Source organism: Vicinamibacterales bacterium (assembly GCA_041659285.1).
Classification (GTDB): domain Bacteria; phylum Acidobacteriota; class Vicinamibacteria; order Vicinamibacterales; family UBA2999; genus 12-FULL-67-14b.
The window spans coordinates 136,750-154,868 of the sequence record JBAZYO010000007.1; the positions used below are offsets into that span (position 1 = coordinate 136,750).

Annotated in this window: 10 protein-coding genes; 8 read left to right on the forward strand and 2 right to left on the reverse strand. The window is 67.3% G+C overall.

Annotated elements, in window-relative coordinates; translation table 11 throughout:
* The first annotated feature begins 78 nt into the window (after positions 1-78).
* The 8 genes from WC815_13220 to WC815_13255 all read left to right on the forward strand — a co-directional run bounded on the left by WC815_13220 (position 79) and on the right by WC815_13255 (position 14,308).
* Positions 79-3,021: a TonB-dependent receptor gene (locus tag WC815_13220; protein ID MFA5909732.1), complete on the forward strand. Its 2,943-nt coding sequence runs from the start codon at positions 79-81 to the stop codon at positions 3,019-3,021.
* A gap of 105 nt (positions 3,022-3,126) precedes the next feature.
* Positions 3,127-4,929, forward strand: coding sequence for a L,D-transpeptidase family protein (locus WC815_13225; GenBank protein MFA5909733.1), 1,803 nt, complete (start codon positions 3,127-3,129; stop codon positions 4,927-4,929).
* A gap of 63 nt (positions 4,930-4,992) precedes the next feature.
* Positions 4,993-6,069: a hypothetical protein gene (locus tag WC815_13230; GenBank protein MFA5909734.1), complete on the forward strand. Its 1,077-nt coding sequence runs from the start codon at positions 4,993-4,995 to the stop codon at positions 6,067-6,069.
* A gap of 35 nt (positions 6,070-6,104) precedes the next feature.
* Positions 6,105-7,538: an aldehyde dehydrogenase family protein gene (locus WC815_13235; protein ID MFA5909735.1), complete on the forward strand. Its 1,434-nt coding sequence runs from the start codon at positions 6,105-6,107 to the stop codon at positions 7,536-7,538.
* 33 nt (positions 7,539-7,571) lie between these two features.
* A complete protein-coding gene (locus WC815_13240) occupies positions 7,572-8,864 on the forward strand; it encodes a glycosyltransferase family 4 protein (GenBank protein MFA5909736.1) in 1,293 nt (430 codons plus the stop codon).
* A gap of 33 nt (positions 8,865-8,897) precedes the next feature.
* Entirely contained in the window at positions 8,898-9,560 is a 663-nt protein-coding gene (locus tag WC815_13245; protein MFA5909737.1) for an ABC transporter ATP-binding protein, read from the forward strand.
* Between the two features lie 2 nt (positions 9,561-9,562).
* A complete protein-coding gene (locus WC815_13250; GenBank protein ID MFA5909738.1) occupies positions 9,563-12,949 on the forward strand; it encodes an FtsX-like permease family protein in 3,387 nt (1,128 codons plus the stop codon).
* 99 nt (positions 12,950-13,048) lie between these two features.
* Positions 13,049-14,308 carry a PQQ-binding-like beta-propeller repeat protein gene (locus WC815_13255; protein MFA5909739.1) on the forward strand — a complete coding sequence of 420 codons (1,260 nt, stop codon included), beginning with the start codon at positions 13,049-13,051 and terminating at the stop codon, positions 14,306-14,308.
* A 130-nt stretch (positions 14,309-14,438) separates the two neighbouring features.
* Here WC815_13255 and WC815_13260 read toward each other — a convergent pair whose 3' ends face one another.
* Both WC815_13260 and WC815_13265 read right to left on the reverse strand, forming a co-directional pair.
* Positions 14,439-14,888, reverse strand: coding sequence for a hypothetical protein (locus tag WC815_13260; GenBank protein MFA5909740.1), 450 nt, complete (start codon positions 14,886-14,888; stop codon positions 14,439-14,441).
* 98 nt (positions 14,889-14,986) lie between these two features.
* Positions 14,987-18,088, reverse strand: a complete 3,102-nt coding sequence (locus WC815_13265) for a TonB-dependent receptor (GenBank protein MFA5909741.1) — start codon at positions 18,086-18,088, stop codon at positions 14,987-14,989.
* Positions 18,089-18,119: the final 31 nt, after the last annotated feature.

Here is an 18,119-nt window from a genome sequence, read left to right on the forward strand (position 1 = left end):
GTTTACACATACCGGCAATTCGCGGGATTCATTCTCTCGGGCACCAACCAGCTTCCACAGTCCGTTTCAGGAGGATCCATGCGAAAGCTCGTACTCTTGGTGGCGACCGCCGCCTTGTTCGTGGCCACCCCCGTCGCTGCCCAATCCAGCGGCATCGCCGGTGTCGTCCGGGATTCCGGCGGCGGCGTGCTGCCGGGTGTCACGGTGGAGGCGGCCAGCCCGGCGTTGATCGAGCGCGTCCGCTCCGCGATCACCGACTCGCAGGGCCGCTACAACATCATCGACCTCCGGCCTGGAACCTACTCGGTGACGTTCACCCTGCCGGGTTTTTCGACGGTCCGCCGCACCGAGATCGAGTTGCCGGCGGCATTCACGGCGAATGTGAATGTGGATCTGAAGGTGGGGGCCCTCGAAGAAACCATCACCGTGACCGGGGAGAGTCCCCTGGTTGACACCCATAACGTGGTCAAACGCCAGGTCGTGGGCCAGGACGTCATCGAGTCGATGCCGACCTCCAAGAACTGGTCCACGCTTGGCGTGATGACGGTTGGCGTGTTCAGCAACCAGAACGACGTCGGCGGGTCGGCGGGTGAGCACCAGAATCAGCTCAAGGCGCACGGCGGTTCGTTCAACGACCGCATCGTCCAGTTGGACGGCCTGATGATCGCGAACATGGCGTGCAACTACGCCTGCACCGGCCTCTCCACCAACGACGCCTCGACCCAGGAGCTCAGTTACGAGTTTGGCGCCATCTCGGCCGAAGTGGCCGGTGGCGGCGTGCGCGTCAACATCATTCCTCGCGAAGGTGGCAACCTGTTCAGCGGGTCGGCCTTCGTCAACTTCGCCAATGCCGGCCTTCAGGGCAGCAACGTGGACGACGCCTTGCGCGAACAGGGCGTGACGACGGCCGACAGCATCGAGCGGATCTACGACACGAGCTTTGCCTTCGGCGGCCCGCTGAAGAAAGACAAATTATGGTTCTGGTCGGCGCACCGTTTCTGGGGCTACGAGCAGATCCGCACCAACACCTTTTACGAGGGCAACCCGAACGACTTCGTATTCGATCCGGATCGCAGCCGGCCGGGCACCGAGACCCAGAAGAACGGCAGCCTCGACCTGCGCCTGACCTGGCAGATCAGCCCGAAGAACAAGTTGTCGGCCTACTACAACTACGCGCCGCGCAAGACCGAGCATTGGACCCTGGTGAGCAACATTCAACCGGATGCCTCGCAGCTGCAAAACCTGCCCATCAATCACTTCGAGACGCTGACCTTCCGGTCGACGATCTCTTCGCGGCTGCTGTTCGAGGCGGCCGCCGGCAACATGACCGAAATATGGACGCGCGAACCGGTGGAAGATTCGACAACGTCGAAGGGCTACCCGGTGACCGAGCAGACCACGGGCATCAACTTCCGCGCCTATTCGGCGACGTTCTCGCGCAACTACACGTCGCTGCGCTCGTATCGTTCGGCGCTGTCATACGTGACAGGCTCACATGCCTTCCGGGTCGGCTTCACGCTGCAGGAAGGCCCGGCGGTGACCGATGTCTACACCAGCCACGACACCGCGCTGACGGTGCGCAACGGTGTGCCGTTCCAGGTGACGGTCCGCACGACGCCCTACACTGCGCGCGAACGGCTGGTGGCCGACCTCGGCATTTACGCGCAGGACACGTGGACCATCAAGCGGCTGACCGCCAACCTGGGCGTACGCTGGGACTACCTGAATAACAAGGTCGAGAAACAGACCGCCGCCGGCGGCACGTGGATTGGCCCGCGGAGCTTCGACGAGCTCACCAACGTGCCGAACTACAAGGACCTCGCGCCGCGTCTGGGACTGGCCTACGACCTGTTTGGCAACGGCAAGACCGCGGTCAAGGCCACGATCAGCCGCTATGTGGTGCCGAACACGGTGGCGGTGGCTCGCTCACTCAATCCCTTCAACACCTCGGTCAACAACACCACGCGGAGCTGGACCGACGCCAACCGCGACGGCGTCCCGCAAGTCTCGGAACTGGGACCGCTGGCCAATAACGCGTTCGGCTCGGTGAACGTCGCGACGCGCTACGACCCCGACGCGATCGAGGGGTTCGGCAAGCGCCGCAACAACTGGGAATTCTCGGCGGGCGTCACCCAGGAGCTGATGTCGCGCCTGTCGGTGGACGTGTCCTACTATCGTCGGGCCCAGGGTAACTTCACGGTCACCGACAACCTGGATGTCGGTCCGACCGACTTCCAGCCGTACTGCGTGACGGCCCCACGCGACTCGCGCTTGCCCGACGGCGGCGGCCAGCAGATCTGCGGCCTCTACGACATCGTGCCCACCAAGTTCGGCGTCGCCACCAACAACCTGGTGACGCGCGTCGACAAGCTGGACGTGAAGCAGGAAGAGGTGTTCGACGGCGTCGACATGGCGTTCAACGCCAGGCTGGGAGGCGGGGTGTTCCTGAACGGCGGCATCGCGGTCGGCCGCACGCGCTTCAATCAGTGCGATGCGTTTGTCGACAACCCGGCCGAGCAGTTCGGCCTGACCGGCGCCACGTTCTCGTATTGCGACTACACGTCAGGCGTGCTCACGCAGGCGAAGGTGAACGGGTCGTACACGCTGCCCTGGCAGGACATCCAGATTGGCGGCGTGCTGCAGAACCTGCCGGGCCAGCAGATTCTGGCGCAGTGGAACATCACGCAGGCCGACGCGGCCGCCAACCTGGGACGGTCGCTCTCGGGCGGCGCCAACACCTCGCGCGTGGTGCCGCTCATCAAGCCCGGCACCATGTTCACGCCGCGGCGCACGCAGATTGACCTGCGGGTCTCCAAGCCGTTCCGAATCGGCGGCGCCAGGCGCCTGCAGATCATGGCCGACGTGTTCAACCTGACCAACTCGAACGCCTCGGTCGGTGCCACTTCGAATGCGGGTGAACCGCCCGCCTCGCTGATCACCACCTTCGGCTCGGCGTGGCTGCGCCCGCTCAACGTGCTGCAAGCGCGCTACATCAAGTTCGGCGCACAGCTGAATTTCTGATGCACGGTGCGGCGGGATGGGGCTCGAGCGCAGCCCTCGCCCGCCGCGCTCGAACCCGGCACGAGCGGTTGGCGTCAAGATTGCATTTGGAGAGGCGTCATGCCAATGCCGCTCCTATTCCCGCTCCTTCTTGTCTCGATCGTCACGTGGGCCGGCTGCGGCGATGACTCGCCCCTTGGGGCGGAACTGGAACGGTCTCAGCAAGCTCCGCTGGCCAGTGCCGAGCCAGACGCCGAGGTGGTCGCCGCCGTTGACCGGACGCTCGGGGCAGGTGAGCTCGAAGCGGTCAGATGGGGCAACCTGCGCGACGTGATCGCCGACCTCAGGGTGGTCTATGCCGACCAGGCCGACCGGCTGGTGTGGTTCGACGTGGCGACGCCGGTAGCCAAATTGGAACCCGCGCTGGCTGTAATTGCCCGCGCCGGCGACTACGGGCTCGATCCGGGGGACTACGACGCCGCCCAGCTGGCGGCCCAATGGCCGGCGATCAAGTCCAGATCGGCCTCAGCGCGCGATCGCGCGGCCTTCGACTTGACGGTGAGCATCGCCGCGGCGCGGATGATCAGAGCCGTGCATGCGGGTCGCGTCGATCCGGCCGCCATGCGCTGGAACTACGCGGCCGCGGCCAAGACCACCGACATCGCCGGATCGCTGCGGAGGGCGGCCGCCACCGACGACCTCGGCGCCGTGCTTGATTCGCTCGAGCCGCAGTTCGCCCACTACCAGCGCGCCAAGAAGAAGCTCGCCTTCTATAAGGCTACGGCGATGAAGGGTGAACCGCCGGTGGTACCCGAACTGGCGAAGGGCTCGACCAAGATCGCTCCCGGCCAGGCATGGGCGGGGGTGCCTCAACTGATCGCGCGATTGACCGCCACCGGGGATGTGTCGGCCGAATCCGCCGCGGCGGCGACGCCCGCGGCGGCGGCCGAACCACCGCCGCAAGCCGGGTCGCCGCCCGCCGTACCGGTGTATGAGGGCGCGCTGGTCGACAGCGTCAAGCGCTTCCAGGAACGCCACGGCCTTGGTGCCGACGGCGTTATCGGCGCCACGACGATCAAGGCGCTGAACGTGCCGTTGGCGAGGCGGGCCCGGCAGCTCGAACTGGCGATGGAACGCGGACGCTGGCTGCCGGATCTCAGCGACCGTCCCAATGTATTCGTCAACGTCGCGTTGTTCCGCCTGTGGGCCACCGATCCGGTGAGCGGCGAAGAGTCGCTGCGCATGAACGTCGTGGTCGGCAAGGCGCTCAACACACAGACACCGATCTTCGTTGATCAGATGGAGTACGTGGTCTTCCGGCCCTACTGGAACCCGCCGCCCAGCATCATCACTGGCGAGATCGTTCCGGCCCTGAGGAAAGACCCGTCCTACCTTAATCGCCAGAACATGGAGATTGTGGCCAGCGGTGCCGACGACGCGGCGTCGCTGCCGGCGAGCGAAGACAACATCGCCAAGGTCGCCTCCGGTCGACTGTTCGTGCGCCAGCGGCCCGGACCGTCGAACTCACTGGGCCTCGCGAAGTTCATCTTCCCCAACTCCGAGAACGTCTACATGCACGGCACTCCGGCGCGGCAGCTGTTCTCACGGACACGCCGCGACTTCAGCCACGGCTGCATCAGGCTCGAGGACCCGGCGCGCTTCGCCGAATGGGTGTTGCGCCAGGATCCGAGCTGGACCCGCGAACGCATCGACGCGGCCATGCAAGGCGACAAGACCATGCAGGTCAACCTGAAGGAGAAGCTGGCCGTGGTGGTCTTCTACGACACCGTCCACGTCAATTCTGAACAAACCGTGTTCTTCGTGGACGACATCTACGGCCACGACAAGGCCCTGGACGCGGCGCTGCAGCGCGGCTACCCGTTCCCCGTCACGCCAGCGGCCTCGACGACTTCTTCGGCGAAGCGATAGCACTTTACCGGGGCTCCCGGGGAGGGCTGCTGGCGAGCAATCGGTGAACTACAATCGCCTGATATGCCCGTCGCCGCGCCCGCACTCGCCCAGGCCCGTACCACGCTCGACGCGTGGGTGCGCGAACTGATGCAATGGCACTTCAGTCCCGAGACCGGGTGCGACTTCTGGCTCGACCGGGCGCGCAAGGCCGGTTGGGACCCGCGCAAAGAGGTCGCGTCCTATGACGACCTCGACAAGTTCGGGCCCTTCCAGGACGAGTGGCTGCGCGGCGGACCGGTGCGGCGCTGGGTGCCGAAGGCTTACCAGCACAAGCCGATCTACACGTTCGAGACCGGCGGCAGCACCGGCGTGCCGAAGTCGCGCATCAACATCGAAGACTTCCGCATCGACTACGAGCAGTTCAGCAAGACCCTTCCCGACGACAAGTTCCCGAAAGGCGCCGACTGGCTGCACATCGGCCCGAGCGGCCCGCGGCGCCTGCGCCTCGCGATTGAGCACCTGGCGCAGCACCGCGGCGGCATCTGCTTCATGGTGGATCTCGATCCGCGCTGGGTCATCAAGCTGATCAAGATGGGCGAGATGGAGATGATGGAGCTCTACAAGCGCCACGTCATCGACCAGGCGCTAACGCTGCTCAAGGCCCACGACACCATCAAGTGCCTGTTCACCACGCCGAAGCTGCTCGAGGCGCTGTGCGAGCGCATCTCGCTCAAGAAGGCCGGCATCACCGGCGTGTTCTGCGGCGGCACTGAGATGACACCGCAGTTCCATCGCTTCGCGGTGGAGGAACTGATGGAAGGCGCGCACTTCGCGCCAACCTACGGCAACACGCTGATGGGCCTGGGCCCCCACAAGCCGCCGACCAGGGACGACAACTGGGCGATCATCTACTACCCGCCGGCGCCGCGCGCGATGATCGAGGTGGTGGATCCGGACGACATCACCAAGGTCGTGGACTACGGCAAGACCGGCCGCGTCCGGCTGACCACGCTCACCAAGGAGTTCTTCATGCCGCGCTTCCTCGAGCGCGATGAGTGCGAGCGTGAGACGCCGTGCGAGCAATATCCCTGGGATGGCGTCCGCAACGTCCGGCCCTTCTCCCGCTTCCAGAAGAGTGTGGTCGAGGGGGTTTATTAACGGCACCCCATAAAGGGGTGCCCTACGAGCGACACATGCTGCATCTTCCGATCTTGCGATGGGGCACTCCATACCGGAGCGTGAACCAGGTGGTCACGCCGCACTTCCGCACGCGCGAGCCGTTGGTGTCGATGAGCCAGGCCAACGTCGGATTGATTCGCCGCGACCTGTTGCGCCAGGGCGAGGCGCGCGCGACGCTGCAGCAGATCCCCGTCGCCGACCTCGTCGCCATGGCCGGACGCGCCGCCGACCATTTCCTCAACGACCCGCTGCCGCTGGATCCCGAGAGCGGCACCATGCAGTCACCGCAGGACTACGTCGAACAGGTGTCGGCCACCACCGGCATGCCCTTCAGCAACGTGCGCCGCAACATGCTGAAAGTGCACGGCGTGCTGAGCAAGGTGACCGAGGTGCTGGCCGGGCTCACGCGCGGCCTCGATCTCAGCGTCCTGGATCAGGGCTACGGCGTGGTGAACGGACAGATGCTCAGCTTCTTCGCGCGCGGCGAGGCGATGGGCGTGGTGCTGCCCAGCAACTCCCCCGGGGTCCACTCGCTGTGGGCGCCGGCCACGGTGTTGAAGATGCCGCTGGTGCTCAAGCCCGGAAGCGCCGAGCCGTGGACGCCGCTCCGCATGATCGCCGCATGGGTGAAGGCGGGCGCGCCGGCCGGGGCGTTTGCCTACTATCCAACCGACCACGCCGGCGGCAACGAGATCCTCCGCTCCACCGGACGCGGCATGGTGTTCGGCGATGTCGCTTCCACGAAGCGATGGAAGGCCGACGGCCGCGTCGAGGTCCACGGGCCCGGTTACAGCAAGGTCGTGATCGGCCCAGACGTCGCCGACCAGTGGGAGCAATACCTCGACGTGATCGCGGAATCGATGTCCAACAACGGCGGCCGCTCCTGCGTGAACGCCTCGGGAGTGTGGGTGACGAAGCACGGCGACCGCATTGCCGACGCACTCGCCCAGCGGCTGTCACGGGTCATTCCGCGCGCGGCAGACGACCCCGAGGCGGTGCTGGCGCCGTTTGCGGACCCGGACACCGCCCGGCGGATTTCGTCGATGATCGATGCCGACATGACCGGTGAGGGCGGCACCGCCCGTGACGCGTCGGCGGCGGTCCGCGGCGCTGAGCGCGTCGTCTCGGCGCACGGCGGCACCTACCTGCTGCCCACCGTGGTCCGCTGCAACGCCGGCCATCCGCTCGCCAATCGCGAGTTCCTGTTCCCGTTCGCCAGCGTGGTGGAAGTGCCGGCGGCGGATCTGCCGGAGTGCCTCGGGCCCTCGCTCGTGGTGACCTGCATTTCGAACGATCCCGCCTTCCGCGCCCGCTTCGTCGCCTCGCCACACGTCGATCGCCTGAATTTCGGTCCGCTCTCGACCACGCAGATCGGCTGGGACCAGCCGCACGAGGGGAACCTGTTCGAGCACCTCTACGCTCGCCGCGCGATTCAACGGCTCGCGTAGCGATTGTCGAATGACTGATCCGCGGGCACACGGATGCGCATCCTCTCGCTGACCGCCGGCGCCGCGTCGATGTATTGCGGCAGCTGCCTGCGCGACAACGCGCTGGCGGCGCGGCTGATCAGGCACGGGCACGATGTCACGCTGCTGCCCTTCTACACGCCGACGCTCACCGACGAAGTGAATGTCAGCCGCCGGGAGCAGGTCTTCTTCGGCGGCATCAGCGTCTACCTGGAACAACATTCCGCCCTGTTCCGGGCAGCCCCGCGCTTCGTCGGCCGCCTGCTCGACGCGCCCGGCGTGATCAAGGCGTTCACCAGCGGATCGATCTCGGTGGACCCCAAGGAACTGGGCGCGCTGACGGTGTCAACGCTGCGGGGCGAGAAGGGCCACCAGAAGCAGGAGATCGACAAGCTGCTCGAATTCCTGCGGCACGAGCCGGCGTTCGACATCGCCAACATTCCCTACGCGCTGCTGATCAGCCTGGCCGCGCCGCTCAAGCGTCAGTTGGGGTGCCCGGTGGTGGTCACGCTCCAAGGCGAGGATCTGTTCCTGGACGCGCTGCCCGAACCCTATCGTGCGGAAGCGCTCGCGCTGGTGCGCGCGCAGGTCGCCGACGTGGATCTGTTCATCGCCGTCAGCGACTATTACGCCCGGTTCATGCAGGACTACCTTGGCATCCCCGCGCACAAGATGCGCGTGGCCAGGCTCGGGGTGAACGTGGACGACCTCACGGTGACCACGCGAACGCGGAGCGATCCGTTCACGATCGGCTACTTCGCCCGCGTTGCGCCAGAGAAGGGCCTGCACAATCTCGCCGAGGCCTATCGCATCCTTCGTCACGAGAAAGGCCTGCCCCCGTCACGCCTGGTGGCCGCCGGCTACCTGCCGCCCGAACATCGGCGGTATCTCGAGGCGGTTGGCGAAGGGCTGCGGGCCGCGGGTCTCGCCGATGAGTTCGTCTATCGCGGCACCGTCGAGCGTGCCCGAAAGGTGGAATTCTTCCACGACATCGACGTGCTGTCGGTGCCGAGCGGCTATCACGAGCCGAAGGGCCTCTACCTGCTCGAGGCCATGGCCTGCGGCGTGCCGGTGGTGCAACCCAACCACGGCGCGTTTCCCGAGCTGATCGCCCGCACCGGCGGCGGCGTGCTGGCGGCCTCCGAATCCGGGGCCGACATCGCGGAAGCGCTGTACGCTCTGTGGCACGATCCGGTTCGAGCCTCGGAGCTGGGGCGTCACGGTGCGACAGGAGTCCGGGCGCATTACACCGTGGATCACATGGCTCACGAGGTCCTGGCCGCGTACGACGCGGCCATCTGTTCTTGAACCTTCTGGTCTCCTGTTATTGACCCGAGTCACATGCTCGAAGCCGCTCACCTGTCCAAGTCGTATCCGTCGCCTGCCGGCGACCTTACCGTGCTGCGCGACGTGTCGATGTCGCTGTCGCCGGGCGACGCCGCCTGCGTGATGGGGCCGTCCGGCTCCGGCAAGAGCACGCTGCTCTACATTCTCGGCGGCCTCGAGCCGCCGACCAGCGGCACGGTTCGCCTCGACGGCAAGGACCCGTACGCGCTCAAGGCCGACGCGCTCGCCGCGTTCCGCAACCGCGAAATCGGGTTCGTCCTGCAGGACCATTGCCTGCTGCCGCAATGCACGGTGCTCGAGAACGTTCTGGTGCCGACGCTGGTGGGCGAACCCGACACCGACGCGCCGGGCCGGGCGCGAACGCTGCTCGACCAGGTGGGATTGTCGGATCGGCTCGACCATCTCCCCTCGGCGCTGTCGGGCGGCGAGAAGCAGCGGGCCGCCATTGCGCGCGCCCTGGTGCGCCAGCCGCGCCTGGTGTTGTGCGACGAGCCAACCGGCAACCTCGACGTGGAAACCGCCCACCTCGTCGCCGACCTGATCCTCCGCCTTCACGAACAACAACACACCATGCTCCTGGTGGTCACGCATAGCGAGGCGCTCGGCGCCCGGTTTTCGCGGCGGTGGTCGATGAACCGCGGCCTTCTGTCGGTGTAGCCATGCTGACCCGCGCGAGCCTGCGGTTCTATGCCGCCACGCACGCGATGGTGGTGCTCGGCGTGGCCGTGGCGGTGGCAGTGCTCGCGGGGGCGCTGCTGGTCGGCTCGTCGGTCCGCGACAGCCTCGCGCAGATCGCGCTCGGGCGCCTCGGCGCCACCGACGTCATCGTGACGTCTCCCACGTTCTTCCGCACCGCGTTGGCCGACAACCTGCTCACCAGGTCCACGCAGCCACAGCAAAGCCCGATGGGTGCGCGCCTCGACCCGTATCGCGTGCTGCGATCCGCCGCGCCCCTGGTCGTGTTCGGCGGCGCCGTCGTCCATGACGAGTCGAAGCGCACGGCGGGCCGCGTGATGGTCTACGGCATCGACGAACGCTTCGGCCGCTTCCACGGCGTCAACGGCTTCGAGGTGTCCGGCCGGGAGGCGCTGATCAGCGCGGCGCTGGCACAGGAAGTCGGCGCGAAGGCCGGCGACACCCTGACGATGAGGGTCGCGAAGCCCAGCGATATTCCGCTCTCCAGCCTGCAAGGGCGTCGTGAGACCACCGGCGAGCGGATTCGGGTCACCGTGGCGCGCGTGCTGGACGAGTCGTCTCTCGGCGAGTTCTCGCTCGCGCCCGCGCAAGGGCCGGTCTTCGCGATCTACGTCCCGATGGGCCGCCTGCAGCGGGACCTCGGTCTCGGCGACCGTGCCAACACCATCCTGCTGGCGCTGAACGGTCCGGCCGACGTCGAGCCGGCCGAGCTCGTGCGCGATCTGATCATGCCGGCGGCGGCACTTGATGACCTCGGCCTGCGGGTCCGCGCCACGGCGGCCGCTACAACCCTGGTCGAAACACGCGCCGGCCTGCTGACGGACGACCTGGTCACGTCGATCGAAGACCTCGCCGCACGCGACCACCGCACGATCGTTCCGGCACTTACCTACGTGGTGAACTCGATCCGGATCGGCGATCGCGAGATCCCCTATTCCACCGTGTCGGCGATCGACCTGGACAGCTACAACCGCCAGTCCGGCGCCGTCGGACCGGAAAAAGGGGCCGGGGATCTTTTGGAAAAAGATCCCCGGCCCCTTTTTCCAGGCCATCCGCCGGTGTGGCTAAATGAATGGGCGGCCAACGACCTCAAGGCTCGCCTCGGCGACGAGGTGACGCTCGAGTATTTCCTGTGGTCTGACGCCGACGGCCTCTCCTCGGCGAGCGCATCGTTCACGCTGGTCGGCATCACGCCCATGACCGGTATCGGCGGCGACCCGACGCTGACGCCAGACTACCCCGGCATCAGCGACGCGGCCGACATGACGTCATGGGATCCGCCGTTCCCCGTCGATCTGAAGCGCGTGCGCAAGCAGGACGAAGACTACTGGGATCGCTGGCGCGCGGCGCCGAAGGCCATCATCCCGCTGGCCGAGGGGCAGCGGCTGTGGGGATCACGCTACGGCCGCGTGTCGTCGATGCGATTGTCAGGCCGCGCCGCCATTGCGGCCCAGGGCATTCCCTCGGCTGCCTCCGGATTTACCGCGCGCGCGGTGCGCGGCGAGGCCACCGCCGCCGCGCAGGGGACCACCGACTTCGGCGAGTACTTCCTCTACTTCAGCTTCTTCCTGGTGGTGTCGGCGCTGCTGCTCGCGTACCTGTTCTTCGCCGTCGGCCTGGAGCAGCGCACACGGGAGATCGGCCTGCTGGCCGCGGTGGGCTTCGCGCCGTCCGCCATCCGGCGCGCGTTTGTCCGCGAGGGTGCGGTGCTGGCGGGCCTCGGCACCATCATCGGCATCGCGGCGGCGATCGGCTACGCCGCGCTGATCATGTACGGCTTGCGCACCTGGTGGGTTGGCGCCGTTGGCACGACCCGGCTGACACTCCACGTCGCGCCCGAATGGCTGGCCGCCGGCGCCGCCGGCGCACTCGCCGCCGGCGTGCTCGCGATCTGGATGGGCGTCCGCAAGCTGAGCCACCGCTCCGCGCGCTCCCTGTTGAAGGGCGAGGCCGACGTCACGGCGGCAGGATCGGCCACACGCGCGCGGGTGCTCGCCATCGGACTCGGCATCCTGGGCGTGATTCTCATCACCGCCGCGGCGACCGGCTGGCTCAACCCCACCGCCGGCTTCTTCGGCGCCGGCGGCGCGTGGCTGGTCGCCGGGCTGTGCGGCGCCTCCGCATGGCTGCGACGGCCGCGCCGCTCGCGTCCGCTCACGCGAGGGCTGACCGGGATGTCGCAACTGGGGTTCCGCCACGCCACGGTCCATCCCAACCGATCGGTGCTCAGCCTCGCGTTGATTGCCTTCGCGTGTTTTGTCCTGGTCAGCGTCGGCGCGTTCCGCAAGGATCCGGCCAGCGGCGCTGGCGACAAGACCTCGGGCACCGGCGGCTTCGCGTTGATGGCGGAATCGGTGGCGCCGTTGATGCACGACCCCAACACGCCGGACGGGCGCGACGGGTTGGGTCTCAACACCGGCGACCCGTTCGTGGCGGGCGCGCGCATCACGCGCTTTCGCCTGCGGCCCGGGGATGAAACCAGCTGCCTGACCCTCTACCGGCCCACCAATCCGCGCATCATCGCGCCCGAGCCCCGCTTCATCGCGGAATCACGCTTCACGTTCGCCGCCTCGATGGCGTCCACACCGGAGGAGCATGCCAACCCGTGGACGCTGCTCAACCGCACCTTCGACGATGGCGCGGTGGCGGCGGTGGCGGATCAAACGACGTTGATGTACGTGCTGCACCTGGGCATCGGCGACGACTTCGCGTTCACGCCCGAGGGACAGCCGCCGGTGCGCCTCCGCATCGTCGGCGCGCTCGCCGACAGCGTCCTGCAGTCGGAGATCATGATCGGCGAGCCCGCGTTCGTGCGTCTGTTTCCCCGCCAGGAGGGGTATCGCCTGTGGATGATCGAGACGGCTGACGGCGCGGCCGTGACGTCTCACCTGGAAGACCGGCTGTCGGACTACGGCATGGACATCAGTGACACGCTCGGGCGGTGGTCGTCGTATCACCAGGTTGAGAACACCTACCTGGCGACCTTCCAGGCCCTGGGCTCACTGGGACTGCTGCTGGGAACGGTCGGGCTGGGGGCGGTGCTCGCCCGGAACGTGCTCGAACGCCGGCGGGAGATCGGCCTGTTGAACGCGGTCGGGTTTACGCCAGGCAACATCCGCGGCATGGTGCTCTCGGAAGGCCTGGCGCTGGTGCTCGGTGGCGTGTTGCTGGGGGCGGCGTGCGCGATGGTGGCGGTCTGGCCGGCGGTGAGCGAACGCGCCCAGGCGGTGCCGGCCGGCAGCCTGTTGGGGTTGATGCTGGCGGTGGTGGCCACCGGCATCGCGTCGTCGTTGTTCGCGGTGCGGCTCGCGTCGGCGATGCCCGTGGTGCAGGCGATCAAGTCGGAGTAGACGCATGACACGGACTCGGCGATGTGGGCGCGCCCGGCCTTTTGCCGGGCGGACCATCGTGGTCAAGGACGTGAACACGCTCACCGTGTGGGGATTCTGATGGTGCGATTGATTGCGCTGACCCTGGTTCTCACGTTCGCCGGCCCGATTGCGCTCTCCGCCAACTGGCCGGCCTGGCGCGGCCCCACGCGCGACGGCGTCAGCCTCGAGCGCAACCTGCCGGTGACGTGGAGCCCGACCCACAACATCGCGTGGAAGCTGGACCTGCCGCAGTGGAGCGGCGCCACTCCGATCATCTGGGGCGACACCATCTTCCTCAACGTCGCCGAGTCGGATCTTGACCACCTCTCGCTGTGGGCGGTGTCGCGCACCAGCGGCACGGTGCGGTGGAAGAAGCACCTGAGCCGGGGCAACCACAAAGAGCGCAAGCAGAACATGTCGTCGCCGTCGCCGGTCACCGACGGCACCACGGTGTGGGCCATCACCGGCACGGGCATCCTCAAGGCCTTCGACTTCGCCGGCGCCGAGCTGTGGACCCGCGACATCCAGAAGGAGTACGGGCGCTTCGGTCTCAACTGGGGCTATGCCAATTCCCCGCTGCTGCTCGACGGCGACCTGATCGTCCCCGTGCTGCACGGCATGAAGACCAACGACCCGTCGTACCTGCTGCGCATCAACGGCAAGACCGGGGAGACGAAGTGGAAGGTCGAGCGGCCGAACCGCGCCATCCGCGAATCGCCGGATGCCTACATCACGCCGGCGCTGGTCCGCCACGGCGCCATCTCGGAGATCGTGATCAACGCCGCCGACTGCGTGACCGGCCACGACCCGGCCACGGGCACGGAGCTGTGGCGCGCCAACGGACTCAACCCGCAGAACGATCCTTCGCACCGCATCGTCGCGTCGTCCGTGGTGCACGACGACATCATCATCGCGCCCTCGCGCGAGCGGCCGGTACTGGTGCTCAAGGCCGGCGGCCGCGGCGATGTGACGACGTCGCACAAGATGTGGGAGTTCAACAACGGCCCCGACGTGCCGACCCCGGTCACCGACGGCACGCTGCTCTACGTGATCACGGATCGCGGCGTGGTTTATGCGCTGGAACTGCTGACCGGCAAGAACGTCTACGGCCCGCAGCGCCTCGAGCCGGGCACCTACAGCGCCTCACCGGTGCTGGCGGATGGCAAGATCTACATCACCAGCGAAGACGGCGTGGCCAGCGTGTTCAAGGCCGGCCCGCGGTTTGAGTTGCTGGCCGCGAACAAGATGGACGACTACACGCTGAGCTCGGTGGCGATCACAGGGGGCCAGATCTTCCTGCGCACGTCGAGCGCGCTCTGGGCCATTGGCAAGAAGTAGGGCGCCGAGGCGACCGCCGCGAGAGTCATGCTCTCGGAGAAAGCCGTTGAGATGAGCTCATAGACCGCACCGTAAGCGGTGCCGTTTTCTCCGAGAGCATGACTCTCGCGGCGGTACGCGAGTCGGCGCGTTACGGCGCGGGACGGTAGTAGAGCACCATCCCCGCGCCAGCGGCGGCCATCAGCACGCCGGCATAGAACATCGGGCTCGGCGACGTTTTCGGCGGATGCATGACCATCGTCGACAGCACGTTGATCAGCGGCGCGCCGCCGAACACCAGCGGCATCACGATGGTCGGCGAGCCGCCGGCGCGGAATGCGTAGGTGATGCACACGGCGCCCAGCGCGCCCAGGGCGCCGGCAATCGTGGCGGTCGCCGTGCCGCTGAACGTGAAGTTGCGCCACTCCCCCTGCTGCGTCAGCGCCGCGGCCGGCACCAGCACGGCAATCAGAAAGTAGGCCACGCCCACGCACAACATCGCGCGCATCGGGTTGCCCAATTCGGTCTGTCCTCGATGCAGTGACGCCCCATACAGGCCCCACGACATGGCCGCGCTCGCAGCCAACGCTATCCACGACATACTGGCTCTCCCTTCAATGCGACGAGATTGTGTCACGTACAGGCCACAGACACAGAGGCACAAAGGTCTTCTCTGTGTCTCTGTGGCCCTGTCCGTGATCAGAAACGCAAGCGGACGCCCAACTGCACTTGGCGAGCGGATGTGACGGTGTTGCGGATGCGGCCGAAGCTGCCGAGCGGGACTTCGCCATCGGCGGCGCCGGCGAACGCGGTCAGGTTCGGCACCCCGAAGTTGGCGCGGTTGAACACGTTGAACACCTCGAGACGCACCTCGAGACGGGCTGAGCCCGCGGGCAGGCCGGTCTCCTTGGTCAGCGACAGGTCCACCACGCGCAGATCGGGTCCGCGGAAGTCGCCACGACCAGTGTTGCCGAACGTGCCGGCCGGCTGCAGCGCGAATGCCTGCGGATTGAACCACTGCGCCGGATTGCCGGTGACGGCATTCCCGGCGTTGAAGCCCGGCGCGTAGCTGGGACGGTCGCGTCCGATGCCGGGGCCAAGCGACGGCTGCCACTGCGATCGCGATCGGTTGTTCTGCACGAACACGGTCAGCGGATAGCCGCTGCGGTAGGTGCCGATGGCCGACACGCGCCAGCCCCCAAGCAAGGCGCCGGCAGGCCCGGTGAGGCCGCGGCCCCACGGGATGTCCCAGGTCGCGTTCGCCACCAGGTTGTGCGTGATGTCGAAATCGGACGGCCCGCGGTTGTAGTCGGCGATGTATTCGGGGAACGCCGACGTCGTGCCATTGGTCGCATCCGAGAAGAACGTCGACGCCTGAGTGGTGTCTTGTGAGTCGGACCACGTGTACGACGTCTGGAACGACCAGCCGTTGGCGAACCGGCGCCTGACATCGACGATGAGGGCTTGGTACCAGGAGTCGCCATCCGAGGTCTTGGCCTCGATGGTGGTCCAGGCGGTGTTCTGGCGAGGCGTGCCAACCGCGAAGAACGGCCGGCCATCCGCACCGGTGGCCGGCACGGCGGTGTTGAGGTCGTTGCTGCGCAGCAGGTCGTAGCCGCGCGAGCCCGCGTAGCCCAGCGTGACCGCGATCTGGCCTGGCAGCTCGCGCTGCACGTTGGCGTTCCACACGTGAATCGACGGCGTGACCCCATCCCATTGCACCGGGCGAATCGACAGGCCCGACGCGCGCTCGAACGGCGGATTCGGGAACGTCGGGGCCTGGTACACCACGCGCGGTGTGTCAGGCGGATTGGTCACCGTGACAATCAGGTTCTGCGAACTGTTGGTCGAATAGTACAGGCCGTAGCCCGCCCTGACGGCGGTGCGCCCGTCGCCGGCCACATCCCACGACAGGCCGACGCGGGGCGACAGGTTGTTGTAGTCGGCGCCTTCGTACAGCTGTCCGACCGTCGCCGTGCGATCGGTCAGGTTGACGAGGGCCGAATCGTGGCCGCCGGCGTCGATGGGCATCGTCATGAACTCGTAGCGCAAGCCGGCCGTCACCGTCAGCCGCTCGTGCGCCCGGAACTCGTCCTGCAGGTAGCCGCCGGCCAGCCAGAACGGCCACTGGCGATCGAACCGTGCCGCGGGCGTGAGACCGATGAAGCTGGTCGCCCGATTCTCCATGAGCGCGCGCAGGTTCGCGAACGAATAGGTGCCGAGGCTGAAGGTCGGGTTCACCATGTCCTGCTGATAGTGCTCGGCAAGCGCACCGGTGCGGATCAAGTGCCGGCCGCGGGTCCACACCAGGTCAGCCGAGAGGCTGGTGACCTGCTGCAGGAACCGGACATCAACCGAGGCCTGCGTCCCAAAGCGCTGCAAGCCGCCGACGTCGATGTTGCCGATGAACGCGCGCCCCGGCACGAACGCCGGCAGCGTGGTGTTGGCCTCGACCGACTGCCCCACGCGCGTGCGGCTGTAGCCGGCGCGATACGTCGCGAGCAGGTTCGACGAGAACGCCTGCTTCAGTTCGGCAGTGAGGAACTGGTTGCGCGACACGAACGCACGCGGGAATTGCGGGTAGTCGAGCGGCAGCCGCTGGTCCGCGTCGTCCAGGGTGTAGCGGGCGAAGAACTGGCTGCCCGGTGACAGGTTGTAGTCGACGCGGCCCTGGAGGAAATCCTGGTCGATCCGCTGATCGAACTGGAAGCTGTGCAGCGCCGTGCCATCACCCAGGCTCGCGCCGTTCGGCGCCGGATAGGCGTTGAGGTACGGCGCCACCGCGGCGTTGACGCCGACGTTGAGGAACTGTCCGCGGTTGGCGGGGTCGGGCAGCAAGCCCAGGCGCGCGTTGGCGTCGGGGACGGCCGAGGTAATGGTGCGGCCGAGATTCTCGCGCAGGCCTTCGTAGCCCACGAAGTAAAACAGCTTGTCCTGCCGCACCGGTCCGCCTGCCGTCACGCCAAACTGATTGCGCCTGAACGCCGGCTTGCCGGCGACGTCGAAGTAGTTGCGCGCGTCGAGGGCGTCGTTGCGGTGGAACTCATAGGCCGTGCCGTTTAGCTGGTTACTGCCCGACTTGGTGATGACGTTGACCTGGCCGCCGCTCATGCGGCCGAACTCGGCGCCATACGCGTTGGTCTCGACACGGAACTCCTGCACCGTCTCCGTGCCGAGCGAGGTGCCGGCGGCGCTGCCGGCCGGGCCGTTGGTCATGTCGTTCAGGAGCGTGCCATCCAGCAGGTAAACGTTGGCGCGCGGGTCCTGGCCGTTCACGGTCATGCCCAGGCCGTGGGCCACCACCGAGCCGCCATCGCGATACGGATACGGCGTGACGCCCGGTTGCAGGAACGCCAGGTCGGTGTAGTTGCGGCCGTTGAGCGGCAGGTTCTCGATGGCCCGGGCATCCACCAGGTAGCTGAGCTCGCCGGTGCGGGTGTTGACGGCCGGCGCCGTGCCCGACACGCTCACGGCCTCCGTCAGCGCGCCGACCTCGAGCGAGAACTCCAGGACCACCGCCTCACCGACGGTGAGCGCGACGCCGGGCCGGACCACCGACTTGAAGCCCGCCAGCTCCGCCCGCACGTCGTAGACGCCGATCGGCAGCGCGGCCATCACGAAGCGCCCGCCGGCGTCAGTCACCGTGGCGCGTTCGACGCCGCGCTCGAGGTGACGGGCCGAAATCGTGACCCCGGGGACGACCGCCCCGCTCGCGTCGATGGCGCGGCCCGACAGGGTGCCCGAAGTCTGCCCGGCGGCGGTCAACGCCGGCGCGGCCAGGACCGTAAGAAGAAGACACACGATGCGCACGATAAGCAGCCTCCGTCTCGTA